The organism is Algoriphagus aquimarinus (genome assembly GCF_007997215.1).
GTDB classification, from domain to species: Bacteria; Bacteroidota; Bacteroidia; order Cytophagales; family Cyclobacteriaceae; genus Algoriphagus; species Algoriphagus aquimarinus_A.
This window is the reverse complement of sequence record NZ_VORW01000006.1, coordinates 41,851-58,086: the sequence shown is the minus strand read 5'-3', so window position 1 is coordinate 58,086 and position 16,236 is coordinate 41,851. Positions and strand designations below refer to the sequence as shown.

Here is a 16,236-nt window from a genome sequence, read left to right as displayed (position 1 = left end):
TTAGTCCTCAGATTTTGATTTGCGAGTGGTGATGCTGGCGAAGAGGTTGTTTTTTGCATCCTGCAGGTCTGCAAATCCCTGATCTACTTTGCCTAATAATCCTTCTACTTCATTGACAGTTTTGCCGATTTCGGATATTAGATTTTTATCTTTTGGTTCTTCGGTCAGCCCATTAGAGTAGATTTTCACCCGGTAAGCTGGTTCTACTTCCGCAGGCTCAGTTACAGCTGCTACAGCTTTTTCCAATTTTAAAGGAGCAAGTTCAGCTTGTTTGAATTCTGGAGTTTCCACTTCAATTTTCGGAGCTTCTACTTTCAGCACTTTTTCCTGCTTTGGCTCCTCTTTCTTCTCTGTCATAGCGATCAGATTTTGAGGACTTGTTGTCTGAGATTTCTGAGTTTTAGAAGAAGAATCAGCAGGTTTGGCTTTTGGTTTTGTGGTAGTAGTTGGTTTAGTATTCAATTCCTCAGCAGCCTGCTGCTTTTCAATTTCGTTTTCCGCTTGCTCAGTTATTTCTGGTGTTGTTATTTCTGTTTGAGTTGGTGTTTCTATTACCTCTTTAGTTGTGTTGTCAGCAAGCATTGGCTTTTCTACAGCCACTTCTCCTTCTCTCAACACCAAGTAACCCACAGTGAAAAGGATCGTAATTGAAGCAGCTGCTGCCCACCAAATTCCTTTGTAGGATTTGGATTTCTGAGGAAGCTGAGACTCCAATCTTTCCCAGGCTAGTGCGCTTGGTCTTTCTGTATGGTTTTCGAGTTTTTCTTTGAAAAACTGATCGAGATTATTTTTTTCCTTAGCCATTGATTCTCCTTTCTTTTGGTGTTTGACTGGCAATTTTTTCTTTCAAAGTATTTCTTGCCCGATTGAGCTGGGACTTCGAAGTGCTTTCGCTGATTCCCAAGAGATCTCCTATTTCTTGGTGTGAGAAACCTTCGATTGCGAAGAGGTTGAAAACTGTCCGATATCCTACTGGGAGGCTTTCTACCATTCTCATCAAATCTTCAGTTTCCATGTGATTGAGCTCATAGTTGTGATCCTGATATTCCGTCTCATTTTCCATGTTGATCTCCATCATGAGATGACGGTTGCTTCTCAACGTCATCAAAGCCTGAGTGACGATGATCCGCTTCATCCAGCCTTCGAAACTCCCCTTGGACTGAAACTGAGGCAGTTTTTCGAAGATCTTCATAAAGCCTTCGATCATCACATCTTCCGCATGTTCCCGATCTTTTAAGTATCGGATGCAGATGGCCAAGAATTTTCCCGAGTACTGATCATACAGGTGGCGCTGCGCCATTCTGTCTCCTTGGAGACATCCTTGTACTAATCCTGATTCGTTTGAAAAATTGACTCTGCTGAACATTTGATATAGCTTTCAATTAGGTAGATGCCCGTATTGAAAAAATGGTTGCGTGGGTAAGTGAAAAAAAGTTAATAATATTTATTAAAGGAGCTTTTTGTATTTCATTCCCCCCTTAATCTCCTTAAAATTAGGTCTTTATGGATCGTGAAAAAGCTACGATTTTTTTCACTTAATATTGTGTCGAATTTAAGGATTAAAAAGAAAAGGTCTCAGAATGATCAATTTTATTGTCATCCTGAGTAAGAAAAATTTAGAATTCACAAAAGAGTAATGACTGTGTCAGGCTGAGCGAAGTCGAAGCCCCTTTTACAACAGGTGAAATTATTGTCCTCGACTCCGCTCGGACTGACCAGGGTTTCGTGTCCTCAAATCAATCTGTAATTGGTAGTCCTTGGGGAAAAAAGCTTTAGATCTGCTAGCTCAAAAAGCCGCTTTATAATTCACCACGATATCCAGCAAAGTCCACTCGCCTTCTTTCACGGTGACAGGCTGGATATTTCCATCTCCATCAAAAATACTGGCGAAAAGACCGCCTTCCTCTACGGTCAGTATGGAATATCTTCCTGGACTTAGGTTGACGGTATATTGTCCGTTTTCGTCTGTCTCCACTTCGGTAATTGGCTTGGTGGCGACAGATTTGAAAAGCCCACCTTCTAGTGTCACGTCAGAGATTTTCACTAGCGGATAAACTCTCACGGTTCTTTTCACAGGCTCACCCATCGTTGTCTTCTTATTTTTTGCACCATCCTCCACTATCGTAGGCATCTGATTCCCTTCGAGCCAAGTGACCTGACCTACTACCCCTTGGCCTTCTGGCTGGTATGGAGCACATTGAAATAAGATTGAGGTAAATGCAGCTGCAAAAATAAGTCTTAGTAGTTTATACATGAGTAGATGGTTTAATGGGTTCCAGTAGAGTAATTACTCTAGCCTATCAAATTCCCTCAAACAGCATAAATGATTCCAAATAATTTGGAATGACAGTATTCCACCCTAATTCATCTTTAAGTTTTTGCGCAAGCACTGAGGAACTTTTTTCTTCCCCATGAACAATAAATGCGAGTTTAGGCTTTGTGCTAAATCCCTCAGCCCATTCCATCAATTCGTTTTGATCTGCATGAGCGGACAAACCTTCCACACTGTAGATTTTCGCCTTTACTGGTACTTCCTGACCGTAAATTCTAACGTCAGTCTCACCATTGACTAGCCTTCTTCCCCGTGTGCCTTCTGCCTGATAGCCTACGAAAATGACTCCGTTCCTTTCATCCGGTAAGTGATGAAACAAATGATGCATTACACGTCCACCCGTTGCCATACCACTGGCAGAGATGATAATAGCCTTGCCTTTGAGGTCATTCAGCGTACGGGATTGTTCCTGCTTACGATAATAATGAAGCTGGGAATGCTGAAAGGGATGTTGCTCGGTGTTATCTAATACTGCGATCAGCTGATGATCTTGGTGAAATTGCTTATATAAATTTGAGACATTGATTGCCATAGGGGAATCTAGGTATATAGGCACATTAGGTATTTTTCCCTTTTTCAGCAATTGATACAGATAATACATGACCAGCTGGGTACGACCTACCGCAAATGCTGGAATAATCACCAGTCCGTCCCTAGAAAACACGTCATTGATAGCTCTCTCTAGTTCTTCTTCAGGTTTCACGGTAGTGGAAATACGATCACCATAAGTAGACTCTATCCACACTACATCAGCTTCTGGTATCAAGGTTGGAGGGTAGAGAATAGGGTCATGATACCTGCCTAAGTCACCTGAGAAAACAAGCTTCTTGGTTTGCTTATCTCCCTTGATTACAATCTTGGTAATAGCAGCTCCCAGAATATGTCCAGCATAGTAATAGGTAACTTCCACAGCAGGATGAATGAAAAAGGGCTTTTTGAAATCCTGAGGAACAAAAAGTGGAAATACAGCTTCTGCGTCTTCCACTGTGTAGAGTGGCTCCGGATTTTCGTGTCTGGAGTAGCCCTTCTTTCTTGCATATTCCGCTTCTTCTTCCTGAAGCTTTCCGGAGTCCAAGAGTAGAATCTTCGCCAATTCAGCTGTGACAGCAGTGCAATAGATAGGCCCTCTAAATCCATCTTTGACAAGCTTAGGTAGGCAACCTATGTGATCCATGTGCGCATGCGTGAGTACAATCGCTTCCATGTCGGTTGGCGGCATGGGGAATTTATCCCAGTTTCTACGGCGCAATTCCTTTCTTCCCTGAAAGAGCCCGCAATCGACTAAGAATTCAAAATCACCTATATCCAATAAATAGCGAGAACCGGTCACTGTCCCTGCTGCTCCTAAAAATTTTACGCTTATATCCATTTTCTTTTGGGTTTGGATCAAAAGATACAAAAAAAGAGGCACCCATTTGGATGCCTCTATACTTAGTCTATTACTACAGCTTTTTCTGCCGGGATTTTCGATTGATTAAATTTCGCTCTACTGATACTATCGAGTTGATCTCTGTTAAATTCTCCAGTATCGGGTTCTTCCACTTCGAAATTAACTCCTTCTGAATCTCCATCCTCGTCTGGCTCCACTTCTTCTTTACAGGTCAGACAAACCAAGCCTTGCTGGTTAAATGTCCAAATCGTGTTTTGAGAAAGATCATTTGATCTAAAGCCATTTCTATAAATCGTGTTTCTCAGAATCTCGAGAAGTGAGCGCTCCATGATAAATGGCTTTTCGTAAGGAATCTCAAGAAACAGATTCAATTTTTGATCACGGAAGGTGCTCAGGTTAGATACATCATAGCCTTCGTCAAAGGTGATAATGGAATCCAAAACGGTATAGTTGTAACCTATCATTTTGGCATTATTCATCGCCTCAGCTTTAGTTTTTCCTCTGGAGAAGAAATCTTCCCGAAGTGTCACTATACTATCGGAGGTCCCTTCAATCTTCAGATTCACATTATTGAATGTGGATTCCTCTCCGATTGGATTCAGTCTTAGAATCAAAATCCCTTCTGTCAAAGGAAGAGGGTTCTCTATTTTATGCCAGTTTTCTTCCTTGAACTGAGCTACAATCAATGGAATCTGGAAAGCACATATACCTACGCACAACAACCATAAGCCAAGTGCGACAAAACCAAATCTTGATCCTATCAGGTTCTTTTGCATCAATACACTCAATCCGAGAAGAATGATGATAATACCTGGAATAATCAGCAAGAAAGATGCACCAACTACAAGCCAGATTGGGATAAGATTGGAGAATAGCTCTACCGGGAAATTATCCATTAATACTCTATAGTCATCATTGGTAAATACGCCCATGTACACAGCCAAACTAAATATCGGTGCGATGGTCAGACCTAATCCTATGAAGAAGACGAACAAACCGAAGATCACTCGGATTACATTTAAGAAGAACCTTCCCAGAGGACCCAAAGCACTACCTATTGCCTCGATTACCTGTCCGATTACCCTAAATGGAGTCAAGAGAATTTGTCTTGTTTTAGACTCCGGCATTTTTGGAATAGGGTTGATATTTTCCTTGATCGTAGAATCTATGTTGTCTAAGGTGATTTCCCCACCTTTCATGCGGATACGCTCAGTGATGGAGCTTGCCACAGGAGTAATGATCCATAGTATTAGGTAAATAAGGAAACCTGATCCTCCGGCCAAAATCAACAACACCAAGGCCAATCTTGTGTAAATCACCTCTACTCCAAAGTACGCTGCCAAACCGCTGGCCACACCACCGATAACTTTGTCATCAGGATTTCTGTAGAGTTTCTTGATGTTTTTGTCTTCCTCTAGTTCATAAGAAACTGGCAATATGATCCAGAGAACGATGTAGGCAATGGCAGCAAATATGCCGAAGCTTAGATTCATCCTGAAATTATCAAAAGGCAGAATATCCAAGAACCCAAAGTTGAACCGCAGATTGCCAGAAAATAGTAAAAGGATGGCAATCAATCTAGGCCAAAGCGGATCCATCGAGAAGTAATGTGCAATTCCGGCGCACACACCACCAAGAATTTTTCTGTTTTCAAGGCGTACCAATTTTTTATAGCCTTTTCTTTCCGAATCCGGAGGCGTGACATACTTATAGAAATCCTGATCATTAGTGGCGTTTTCTTCTTCCAGTTCTGCATCAGATTTCTCCTCTTCTACAGAACCAAAATCCGCGATAGTACCCATTTTCTCAATGAGCTTATCTACATTATCCGCAGTGATTACCTGCTTATTGTTTTTCAAATTGCTCAGAAAAATCTCAGCAATTCTGTTTTCAATATCAGATATAATCTCCTGATTGTCTTTATAGGAAGAAAAGTGGCGATTGATCGCATCCAAGTATTTGCGGAGCGTATCGTAACCGTCTTCTTCGATGTGGAATAGAATACCACTGATGTTTATACTTATCGTCTTTTTCATCTGTTTATAATTTTCTTTCAGCGGTGATATAAAATCTCGCATTTCGGATAATCATCCCTCCGTGTGTTTCCTGTAACATGCTCGATTTCATAATCAATTCTTTGAGGTGATTAGAAGGGTGGAATTGACTAGTGAATCCCAGGTGATGGAAAGTGTGCCCAGAAAGGCTTTTCCTTCTTCCGTGATGGAGTAGTATTTCCTCGGAGGTCCCGATTCAGATTCTACCCAGCGATATTCAACCAATGAGGCAGACTTCAGACGATTAAGGAGCGGGTACAGCGTGCCTTCCACCACGATCATCTGAGCCTGGGTAAGCTCTTCGATCAGATCTGAAGTATAAACCTCGCCTCGGGAAATGATGTGTAACACGCAAAACTCTAAGAGTCCTTTGCGCATTTGAATCTGTGTGTTGGCGACATTCATTGTTAGGTGATTTGTGTTTCAATAGTTGGGGACATTCTTATTCCCTTCTACCCTATCTAAAGAAAAATGATACCAATCTTTTCCAAGCTACCTTGTATAACCTAATTCCTTGCAATAAACAGGTAGTAGGTATAGAATTGTAAGGAAAAAAAGTAGCTTAATTACTCTAAATCGAGGTTTAGTCTTTTCCATGAGGGTCAGAAAAAAAAATATTCCAGAAAAATCAGCTCTTCCCTGTTTCTTTAAAAAGTTAAAAATGTGAACATATTTATGTACGCAAGCGGACAGCAAATTGCTTGATTAGTATAAAATTCTAAGATTCATTTATCCTATAGCAGAATATAAAGACAACATAGGATTTGGCTCATTCCAGAAATACTGTATTCCTGCTTAGCAGAAAGTATGGGATCTTCCAGCACTCTACTTATCCAGAGATATAATTCTAACGGCATCATTACGTATATTCATACTATTAAAACAGGCTTGAATTAAAATAGGATTGATAAAATGGTTTATTTTGGATTGTGAAATATAGAATCAAGGGTCATTTTTTTTTCTTACTAATACTACTGTCACTTTGGACAGGTCATGCTAAGCTGCTTTCGCAGGATTTGGCGCCCAAGTATTCCAATGAATTTCTAAGTATAGGAGTAGGTGCACGGGCGCTAGGCATGGGCGGAGCTCAGGTCTCAGCGGTGCGGGATGTAACAGCGGCTTACTGGAATCCTGCTGCACTGATGGGAGTTCAGCACAAATATGAATTCAGTTTGATGCACTCGGAGTATTTTGCTGGCGTGGCGCAATACGATTACCTAAGCTTCACCACTCCTGTCAAAGATCAAAGTCAGGTGGCCGTTTCGCTGATTCGCTTCGGCGTAGATGATATCCCAGATACTAGATTCCTCTACGATGCCAATGGAGCATTGAATTATAATAACATTCAGTTCTTCAATGCTGCGGATTACGCGATGCTGCTAAGCTACGCGAGAGATCTTTCGGATAAATTCAAAGTGGGCATGAATGCCAAGGTCATCCATAGAAATGTAGGGAAGTTTGCTCAAGCTTGGGGTTTTGGGCTGGATGTGGGCGGAATCTACGTGAAAGATAAATTGACACTAGGCTTGATGGTTCGTGATATCACGACCACGTTCAATGCCTGGTCTCATAATGCGGAATTGGTTCGTGAGATCTATGCACAGACAGATAATGAAATCCCTGTCAATTCAGTAGAGTTGACTTTGCCACGGGCAATATCGAGTGTTGCTTATAATTGGACTATCGGAAAGCAGTTCACTTTACTTACTACACTGGATCTGGATATGACTTTTGATGGGGAAAGAAATACTGTAGTAAGCACTCCCCTGCTCAGTATCGATCCTAGGTTTGGGTTGGAGGCAGGTTTTCAGAATATAGCTTTCATTCGTGCGGGCATCGGAAACTTCCAATACATCAAGGATTTTCAGGGCAAAGAAAGTTTGAATATGCAGCCCAGTATGGGAATAGGTGTCTTTATAAGCGAGCGTTTTCAGATCGATTACGCACTTTCAGACATTGGGAATGTATCTGAAACTCCCTATTCGCACGTGTTTAGTGTGAAGGTAAGTTTGGAAAAATTGGATCCTGACTTCAGGAAATTTAAAAGCTGGACAGACAAATGATAAAAAGACTACTCTTCGTTTTTCTGGCATTCCTCATGCTTGCCAACGTATCACTAGCCCAACAAGCAGTTTGGTACAATTACGACCAAACCTACTACAAAATACCAACGGCTACGGATGGCATTCACCGCATATCAGCAACTACACTAAGCAACTCAGGCATCAATCTGAGCAACCTTGATCCAAGGAACATCAGACTTTATCACCGGGGAAAAGAAGTTGCGATTCACATAGAAGGAGAAAATGACGGGAAGTTTGACACGGGCGATTACATAGATTTCTTCGGAATGAGAAATGACGGAACGCTCGACAAATTGCTTTACACGGATTTTGAGCAGATACCAAATCCTTACTTTAACACGAGCTCTGACACCACCGCTTTTTTCCTGACTATCACCAACGGTCAAAGCGGAAAGCGAATGAATCTGCGAACTGCGCCTGAAGTAGCTTTGCCGCTAGCTAGTCGCTATGCTTCTGAAAAGTTGCTGGCTCTGGGAGAGCAATATTCACTGGGTGTTGGGTATACGCTGGGTTTTAGATTGTCTAAGTTTGATCTGGGACAAGGCTGGATGTCGGCTGTGATCAGCAAGGGCAATACTCGCCGTATTACCCTAGATAAGTTAGGAGCAATGGCGAATTCCGGACTGGCTAAACTGGAGTTTGGTTTGGTGGGCAGATCAGAAAATGCCCATACTACGAGAATCTACGCAGGCCCAACGGCGACCAATCAAAGACTGCTTACTACAATTAATTTCGCAGGATTCAATTATCCTCAGCAATCGATCAATCTGTCAATGTCTGATTTCAACTCAGATGGTAGCATAGTAATTTCTTTCGAAGCAGCAGGATCAGAGTCCACTGACAATGTATCTGTAGCTTTCACCAAAATCACTTTTCAGAATAATGTAAGCGCTGGGGATTTCACCTCGAAACTTTTCATTTCACCTGCTGGAAATCAACGCATTCAACTTTCCCAGCTTTCGGGCACCTATGCTGCTTTGGAGATTTCAGATCCTAGCAATCCAGAGAAAGTACAGCTTACTTCCAGTGCACAAACGCTAGCCTTCCGATCTGCAGTGGCTAATGATTCCAGTAAAGTTTGGGTACAAAATCAGGAAAACATCGTGTCGGTTTCAGAGCTGGAGTCGGTAAAATTTAGAAACTACCTAGCTCAAGCTGCCAACTATATTTTGGTAGGACATAAGGTACTGGAGCAGGCAACAACGCAATTCGACAATCCACTGAAAGCCTACGCCGATCACAGAGCTTCGCCTGCAGGTGGGGGATTTGACACGCTGACGGTAAAAGTGGAGGATCTGTATAATCAGTTTGCCTATGGAGAATATTCTCCGGTAGCGATTTATGAGTTTTTGAGAGCCTATTACCCGGTTCACAAACCAACCCATATGTTGTTTGCGGGCAGGTCATTGGCAATTTATTCCACTGGTCGTGCTGGCGGAGTGACTTATTACTACAGAAATAATCCTGCAGCATTTAGCTTCCAAGACTTGATTCCTGCTGGAGGTTTTCCATTTTCAGACAACGTATATACGCTCGGTCTTGATCCTTCCAAGCCCTTTGCTCCTGCCCTAGCTGTGGGAAGAATTCCAGCTAGAAATGCCCAGCAGTTAGCAGATTACCTCAGCAAGGCTATAGAAAAAGATGCGGTTGGGATTTCCCAGCCATGGCAAAAAGAGTTGATTCACCTCTCTGGCGGTGAATCTGAATTTGAATTGGAGCGATTCTATAATTTCCTCAATGGCTTCAAAACTATTGCAGAAGGGCCTTATTTGGGAGGAAAAGTGACCACTTACCGCAAGAGGTCAAATTCTACTATAGAAGTGATCGACATCACGGGAGATCTGAATGAAGGAAGGTCGATGCTCACGTTTTTTGGACATGGAGCTCCTACTGTGATTGATATAGAGATTGGATTTGCGTCTGATCCTACTTTGAATTATCAGAATAAAGGAAAGTATCCCGTCATGTTGTTTAATGGCTGCGATTATGGAAGTGCCTATGGTAATAGTTATACCCAAGGGGAAGATTGGGTAATTACACCGGATAAAGGCGCTATCTCAGTGATAGCCAATTCTTCCATTGGAGTAGATGTTTATCTCCGTAGATATTCTGATTTATTTTACAAAAAGGCGTTTGCCGACAGCTCGCTCATTTATCGAACACTTGGAGAAGTGAAGCGAGAAGCTGAGGAGGAATATGTTGAAGTTTTTGGTCAGGCTCCTCTGGCATATTCTCATATGGAGCAGATGATCAATTATGGTGATCCAGGTTTGCGAATTTTCCCTGCGGACAAGGCTGACTATACTATCAATGTGGAGGAAGTCTCAGTGGATAGTTTTGATGAGATTCCAGTCTCGGTACTTTCGGACAGCTTGAAACTGAGTTTTGTGCTGAGAAATATAGGAAGGGTGAATACCGACTCCATAGAATTCAAAGTAACCAGAAAACTTCCTGATGGTACAACTGAGTCTTTTTCCCCAGTGAAGATTCCATACATCGCCAGAATTGATTCTCTCTTTTTCAATATCCCGAATACAGGTAGAAATTCTGCCGGAGATAACACCTTTACTATAGAGGTGAACTCCAACAAGGACGTGGAGGAGATGACTTTTGTGAACAATACGGTCACCTTCACCAAGTTTATTCCGCTGAGTGGCACGCTCAATCTCTATCCGCTCAATTATGGAATTGTCAATGAAAGCAGTACAAAACTGATCGCGCAGGTACCGGGCAAAAGCACTGTAGATAGAACGGTAATCATCCAAGTAGATACAGCTGCAGGGTTCAATTCTGCTTACCGTAAAGAGGTTCGTATCACTACTCGGGGATTGGCAGAGATGCCATTGCCTTTGACTGCTTTTTCGGATAGCACTACGTTCTATTGGAGATCAAAATTCCAAGAAGCCAAACCTGGTGAGACAGATGCCTGGACTAATTCCAGTTTCTCCTACATTCCTGCCGGACCGGAAGGATGGACGCAGCGAACTACCTATCAACTCGATGAGGATCAACTGACGAATTTGGAAATCTCTGATTCGGACAGGCGATGGAAATACCTGGATATACAGGAGAAAATCGAAGTCTTTACCGTGGGTGCGGGAGTAGATACCTTGTCTTTTAGAAACACCCAGTTTTACCTAGATCAGATTCCTCAAATCATCGATAACGTAAACAATGCCAACAGCCGCTTGTGTCCAAATGGCTCGCTGGGATTGGTGGCTTTTGAGCAAAAGAGCCTGATGCCGTACTTGGCGATTCCTGTTCCGGGCTTCGATATTCTGGATTCCCGGGCTTGTGGTCGGGTACCACAGATGATTCAAAGTATTCAAAATTCTTGGATCACCACGCCTGGACAAAGGATGCTTGAGGATTATGTGAACAATGTGAAAACGGGTGATTACGTGGTTATTTTCTCTGTGGGAAATGTGACTTTCGAAGCTTGGCCTGATATAGCAATAGAGAAGTTGAAGGAATTTGGAGCAAGTGAAGCTACTCTTAGAGCATTGAAAAGTGGCGATCCCTATATTCTTTACGGAAGAAAAGGCATGTCACCGGGAGAAGCGATTGAGATCGTAGGAAATAAGAATCTGGAAGTACCCGCGTCTCAGCAGACGCTTTCATTCGATACTGAACTGGCGGGTTACCTGACTTCGGGTCTTGTCTTAACACCGCGAGTAGGTCCAGCTTCCTCGTGGGAGCGTTTCTTCCAAAATGTGAATTCCAGAAACTGGATCAATGAGGAGGAGAAAACCTACTTTGATATCATCGGAGTGAAGGAAAATGGCGAAGAGGATCTTTTGATTGGAAACACCTATGATATGGAAATGGACCTGTCATTTATCAGCACAGAAACTTATCCTTATCTGAAATTACGCTACAGCATGAATGATCCCGAGTCCACGGCTCCGGCTCAGTTGGACAAGTGGCAGGTGAATTATACGGGAGTGCCTGAGGGAGTTTTGATCCTGAAATCTGCTAAAGATCAAGTCAACCTTCGTGAGGGAGAAACGGGACTTCTGGAACTACAATTCAAGAATATTTCCAAATACAACTTCCTGGATTCTATTCAGGTGGACTGGAAAATGACCAATCTGACAAGTAAGAAAGTAGAGAATTTTTCCAAAAAATTTCCTGCGCTGAAAGCCGGGGAGGCATTTGACTTTACGATAGAGTTTAATTCCATCGGCAAATCCGGTGAGAATAGATTGGAGATTTTTGCCAATCCTAGAATACAGCGAGAGCAGACTTTCCGCAACAATCAGGTGGATATGGGTTCCTATTTCATCGTCGAGGGAGATAATTCTACGGCACTGCTGGATGTGAACTTTGATGGAATCTACATCATGGATGGGGATATCGTCTCGCCAAATGTGTTGATCACGGCTCTTCTGAAAAATGACCAAACCTTATTGTACAAAAAAGACACAGTTGGGCTGGATTTGTATCTGAAGCAGAACTGTGAAGCCTGTAACTTCAAGCGGGTAAGTTTCTCCAATCCAAACTTGACTTGGACACCAGCTTCAGAAGATGAGGACTTCAAGGTTTCACTCATTCCTGGACCGTTGGAAGATGGGATTTATACCCTTCGCGTCGTCAATGAGGATTCTTCAGAGCCATATGAGATTACTTTTGAAGTCATCAACGAATCCCAGATCACGAATTTTTATCCTTACCCAAATCCATTCAGTACGAGTGTACGCTTTGTCTTTACGGTGACGGGAATGGAAGTGCCAGATGAAATCAAGATTCAGATCATGACTGTGACGGGAAAAGTCGTCCGGGAGATTTTGCAGAACGAATTGGGTCCTATCCGAATAGGAAACAACCTGACGGAATACGCTTGGGACGGCAAGGATGAATTTGGCGACCAACTCGCCAATGGCGTGTATATCTACCGCGTCCTAGTCCGCAAAAACGGCCAGTTCATGGAGCATAGACCTACCGCCGGAGACAAGGCATTTAAAAAGGGATATGGGAAGATGTATTTGTTGAGGTGATATCGTCATTGCGAACGACGAAGGAGGGGAGAAATCTGGTGTAAGATTAAAAATAAAAGTTACCAAAGGTGTATATACTTGACCAAATCGGGCAAGTATAGATACAAAAGGTAAAGCAATAAACGAGTTAGGTACTATTTAAAAAAAACATTCCTATTAAAATCTAGCGAATATGAAAAATGAATTTATTGGATACCGCAGAAAAACAGAAGAGGAAATAAAGAATATATGGGAGAATGGAATAATTTGTTTTGATACAAATGTGCTTCTCAACCTTTATCGATATTCTGATTCGACGAGGTCAATCATTCTCCAACTAATCGAAAAATTAAAAGACAAAGTTTATCTCCCCTACCAAGTTGCATTGGAATTCAACCGTAATAGATATGAAACTATTTCTGAACAAGAACAAGTTTACAAAGATTATATAATTAAAATAAATCAAATACAAACTGATTTACAAAGTGCAAACAAACCTCCTTTCTTACTTTCCGCAACTCAAGAAAATTTAAACAAGGTAGTTGAAGAAGTTTCTATGGAACTAGAAACTACTCGAATTAAGTATAATGACTATCTAAAATCTGACCCAATTTTCGATCAGATTTGTATTTTGTTCGAAACAAAAATTACTGCATTCTATGACGATGAAAAGTTAAATGCAATATTTAAAGATGGAGAAGAGAGATTTAAAAATAAAATTCCTCCCGGTTACGAGGATGAAAAAGACAAGGAAGGAAATCGAAAATATGGAGATTTAGTACTCTGGTCTCAAATTATCGAACTGGCAAAGGAAAAAAACAAGCCCGTTTTATTGGTTACTGATGAAAGAAAAAAAGATTGGTGGTGGAAAATCAAAGATGGGAGAAATATGGGGCCAAGACAAGAGCTAATTTCTGAAATCAAGGAAAAGTCAAATGTGGATTTTCATATGTATTCATCAGAAAGATTTCTTTCTTACGGACAAGAATTTTTACAGGAAAATGTAAGTCAGGAAGCTGTAAAGGAAATTGTTGAATTGAAAAATTCTGATTTAGAAAATTTAAAAGAAAGAAATTACTTAAAGCACAAAATCTCACGTTTTCAAAGAGAAATTCGTGAACAGCAGAAGTCACTTGAAGAAAAAGAAAAGTATTTAGAGGAAATGAATAAGTATCAGGATGATATGTATTCAAATTCTGAAAAATTCCCTGATATGCAGGAACATGCGCATAATTTGGGGTATTCTTTGTCTGAGCAAATAGAAGCAGCGGATGAAATTCGAAATAGAATCGCTAATTTAAAGAAAATGAGAAATCATTTATTAATAAAGTACTCAAGTATTCGTAACGAATAAACAGTTCAGTAAATACGAACTACTAAACATTGATATTCAAAGGCCAGTTTTTGCTGAACTGAAAACAAAAAAAACAAATTTAATCAAAGACAAAGTATAATTGCTGAGTTTCTTTATAACCATCTTGGAAGAATGTTATTTACTTTCGAGAGAACTGAAAGAGAAGCGAATTATGCCAAGGAATTAGAGCTATATAGAACTGAATTACCTTTTCAAATTGTATCAAAATGGAATATTCCCGAAAACGAAAGTAGGGAATTTTCAACCCCCACTGAGAGTAGTCTAAGCGTTGAGGTAACTAGGTGTAGATCCGTGCATTAGTCGGATGTATCTACACCTTCCTATCCTTATCAATTTGAAATTGACCTTTTTATCTTACTAGGGTGAATATCGCTAGCAACCACCCTCTCCTCACCACAACCATCGACCCATAAAACAATCGCACTAAGCTGGAACGAAATAAAAGATAGAGCTTTAAATTTTTCTAAGGAATGGGCTGATACATCCAATGAGGGAGCGGATGTATCAGCCATTTTTAGTAGAGTTTTTTTAATGTGTCTGGTATAAGCCGCAAACGGGGTTTCAACTTTCGAACATCGCGTAAAAAAGTTGGATGCGAGAGACGGCTACATTGATCTGCTTTGGAAATAGACGATTTTAATAGAAATGAAAAGTCGAGGTAAAAACCTTGATCGAGCCTATCGGCAAGCTATTGACTATACCCACGGATTCAAACAACACGAATTTCTCCTACAAGGACAGTTCTAGATCTACCTAATGCCTATTTCTGACGAAAGGTATCTGATACAAATGATAACACTTCGGGAAGGGATGTTCTCCAATAGGTCCAATTATGGGCTCCATCCCTTATTCTGAATTCATGGGGGATATCTTTTTTCTTCATTGCGATATGTACCATGCTATTTCCTTCATAAAGGAAATCATCATCCCCACAATCAAAATACCATTTTACAGATTTCATCGCATCCAATTCATTCAATTCGATTTGTCTTAGTGCGGAATGCCGGTCATAATAGCCTTGAAGGGTATCAGTATTTTTTACCTCGGTTTTATTGGTTTGAAGTCCTTGATTGAATTCTTCAAAAGTGGTATTCCTCAATGATGCACTTAAGGGGCAAGCGGAAGAAAATAAGTCAGGGCGGTGCATGGCGTAGAAAAATGTACCACCCCCTCCCATGGACAATCCAGCTATTGCCCTATACTTTTTCTCAGATTTGATTCGGTACTTTTTTTCTACCTCAGGCATCAGTTCCTCAAAAAAGAAATCCTCATATCGCCATTCATTGTTGACATCATTGAAGTAACCCCGCTTACCGGTATTGGCATCGGGCATGACAATGATCATGGCCGTGGATTTTCCTTCTAAGATGGCTTTGTCAGCGATATGTTGGACTTCTCCAAACTGCACCCAACCTGTCTGATCATCTCCGGCTCCATGAAGGAGATACAAGACAGGGTAAGAGCGCTGCGACGTCTCATATCCGGGTGGCAGATAGATCGCATATTTGCGCTCCATATTGAGGATTTTACTCTGCATTGTCATTTGGTCAAAAACCTTACTGTCTTGTGCAAAAGCAATTATTGAAAACAATAAACAGAAGGATAAAGCAAGTGTGTATTTTTTCATATCGGTTGGGGAATTTGGATTTGAGTAGCTGTTTGATTTTTTGAACAAAAAACTATGGATTCATTAATCTACCATAAAGATGAATGTATAATAACCTTTACTTTTTTTGCGGTCGTGCAGATTTTCCGATGGTCAATTTTTGTTTTTTTAATTAGGTTTAAAGATTTAATGTGTATTCGGATATCTGCACGTATGTTCAATCAGGCTTCGACTTGGTTCGACGAGCTCACCAACCGGCGCTCAGCCTCCGGTCAATTTTGGCTTAAAGGGAGAGGGAGAGAATGCGGCGGTGCCGCATTCTCTCCCTCTCCCTAGATTTTACGCTTAAATTCGGTCCCTGAGCGCAGTCGAAGGGAAAGGATTCAAAATATTATTTTGGTACGTGCATTCAAGCGAAT

At 41.2% G+C, this 16,236-nt stretch carries 11 protein-coding genes; 3 read left to right on the top strand and 8 right to left on the bottom strand.

The genetic code is table 11. The features are described from left to right. The 6 genes from ESV85_RS11585 to ESV85_RS11560 all read right to left on the bottom strand — a co-directional run bounded on the left by ESV85_RS11585 (nucleotide 1) and on the right by ESV85_RS11560 (nucleotide 6,181). The gene (locus ESV85_RS11585) at nucleotides 1-804 is read right to left on the bottom strand and encodes a hypothetical protein (protein WP_146917744.1); all 804 of its coding nucleotides are present in this window, start codon (nucleotides 802-804) and stop codon (nucleotides 1-3) included. Further along, on the bottom strand, nucleotides 797-1,366 hold the full coding sequence (locus tag ESV85_RS11580) for an RNA polymerase sigma factor (RefSeq protein ID WP_146917742.1): 570 nt from the start codon (nucleotides 1,364-1,366) through the stop codon (nucleotides 797-799). The genes ESV85_RS11585 and ESV85_RS11580 overlap by 8 nt, the downstream gene beginning before the upstream one ends. A 420-nt stretch (nucleotides 1,367-1,786) precedes the next feature. Then, complete coding sequence (locus ESV85_RS11575) at nucleotides 1,787-2,254, bottom strand: carboxypeptidase regulatory-like domain-containing protein (protein ID WP_146917741.1); 468 nt, start codon at nucleotides 2,252-2,254, stop codon at nucleotides 1,787-1,789. Between the two features lie 46 nt (nucleotides 2,255-2,300). Further along, a complete protein-coding gene (locus ESV85_RS11570; protein WP_146917739.1) occupies nucleotides 2,301-3,701 on the bottom strand; it encodes an MBL fold metallo-hydrolase RNA specificity domain-containing protein in 1,401 nt (466 codons plus the stop codon). Between the two features lie 62 nt (nucleotides 3,702-3,763). After that, nucleotides 3,764-5,758, bottom strand: coding sequence for a PspC domain-containing protein (locus ESV85_RS11565; RefSeq protein WP_146917737.1), 1,995 nt, complete (start codon nucleotides 5,756-5,758; stop codon nucleotides 3,764-3,766). 93 nt (nucleotides 5,759-5,851) lie between these two features. Next, a complete protein-coding gene (locus ESV85_RS11560; protein ID WP_146917736.1) occupies nucleotides 5,852-6,181 on the bottom strand; it encodes a PadR family transcriptional regulator in 330 nt (109 codons plus the stop codon). Between the two features lie 524 nt (nucleotides 6,182-6,705). On the opposite strand from ESV85_RS11560, the gene ESV85_RS11555 reads away from it, so the two are divergent. From ESV85_RS11555 to ESV85_RS11545, 3 genes are all read left to right on the top strand, one after another. Further along, on the top strand, nucleotides 6,706-7,839 hold the full coding sequence (locus ESV85_RS11555) for a PorV/PorQ family protein (RefSeq protein WP_410488858.1): 1,134 nt from the start codon (nucleotides 6,706-6,708) through the stop codon (nucleotides 7,837-7,839). Then, nucleotides 7,836-12,857 carry a C25 family cysteine peptidase gene (locus ESV85_RS11550; protein ID WP_146917734.1) on the top strand — a complete coding sequence of 1,674 codons (5,022 nt, stop codon included), beginning with the start codon at nucleotides 7,836-7,838 and terminating at the stop codon, nucleotides 12,855-12,857. The genes ESV85_RS11555 and ESV85_RS11550 overlap by 4 nt, the downstream gene beginning before the upstream one ends. 172 nt (nucleotides 12,858-13,029) lie before the next feature. Beyond that, a complete protein-coding gene (locus ESV85_RS11545) occupies nucleotides 13,030-14,190 on the top strand; it encodes a PIN domain-containing protein (protein ID WP_146917732.1) in 1,161 nt (386 codons plus the stop codon). A gap of 350 nt (nucleotides 14,191-14,540) precedes the next feature. Here the strand turns inward: ESV85_RS11545 and ESV85_RS11540 are convergent, their stop codons facing one another. Both ESV85_RS11540 and ESV85_RS11535 read right to left on the bottom strand, forming a co-directional pair. After that, nucleotides 14,541-14,723: a hypothetical protein gene (locus tag ESV85_RS11540; RefSeq protein ID WP_146917731.1), complete on the bottom strand. Its 183-nt coding sequence runs from the start codon at nucleotides 14,721-14,723 to the stop codon at nucleotides 14,541-14,543. A gap of 248 nt (nucleotides 14,724-14,971) precedes the next feature. Beyond that, on the bottom strand, nucleotides 14,972-15,838 hold the full coding sequence (locus ESV85_RS11535) for an alpha/beta hydrolase (protein ID WP_146917729.1): 867 nt from the start codon (nucleotides 15,836-15,838) through the stop codon (nucleotides 14,972-14,974). Nucleotides 15,839-16,236 lie beyond the last annotated feature (398 nt).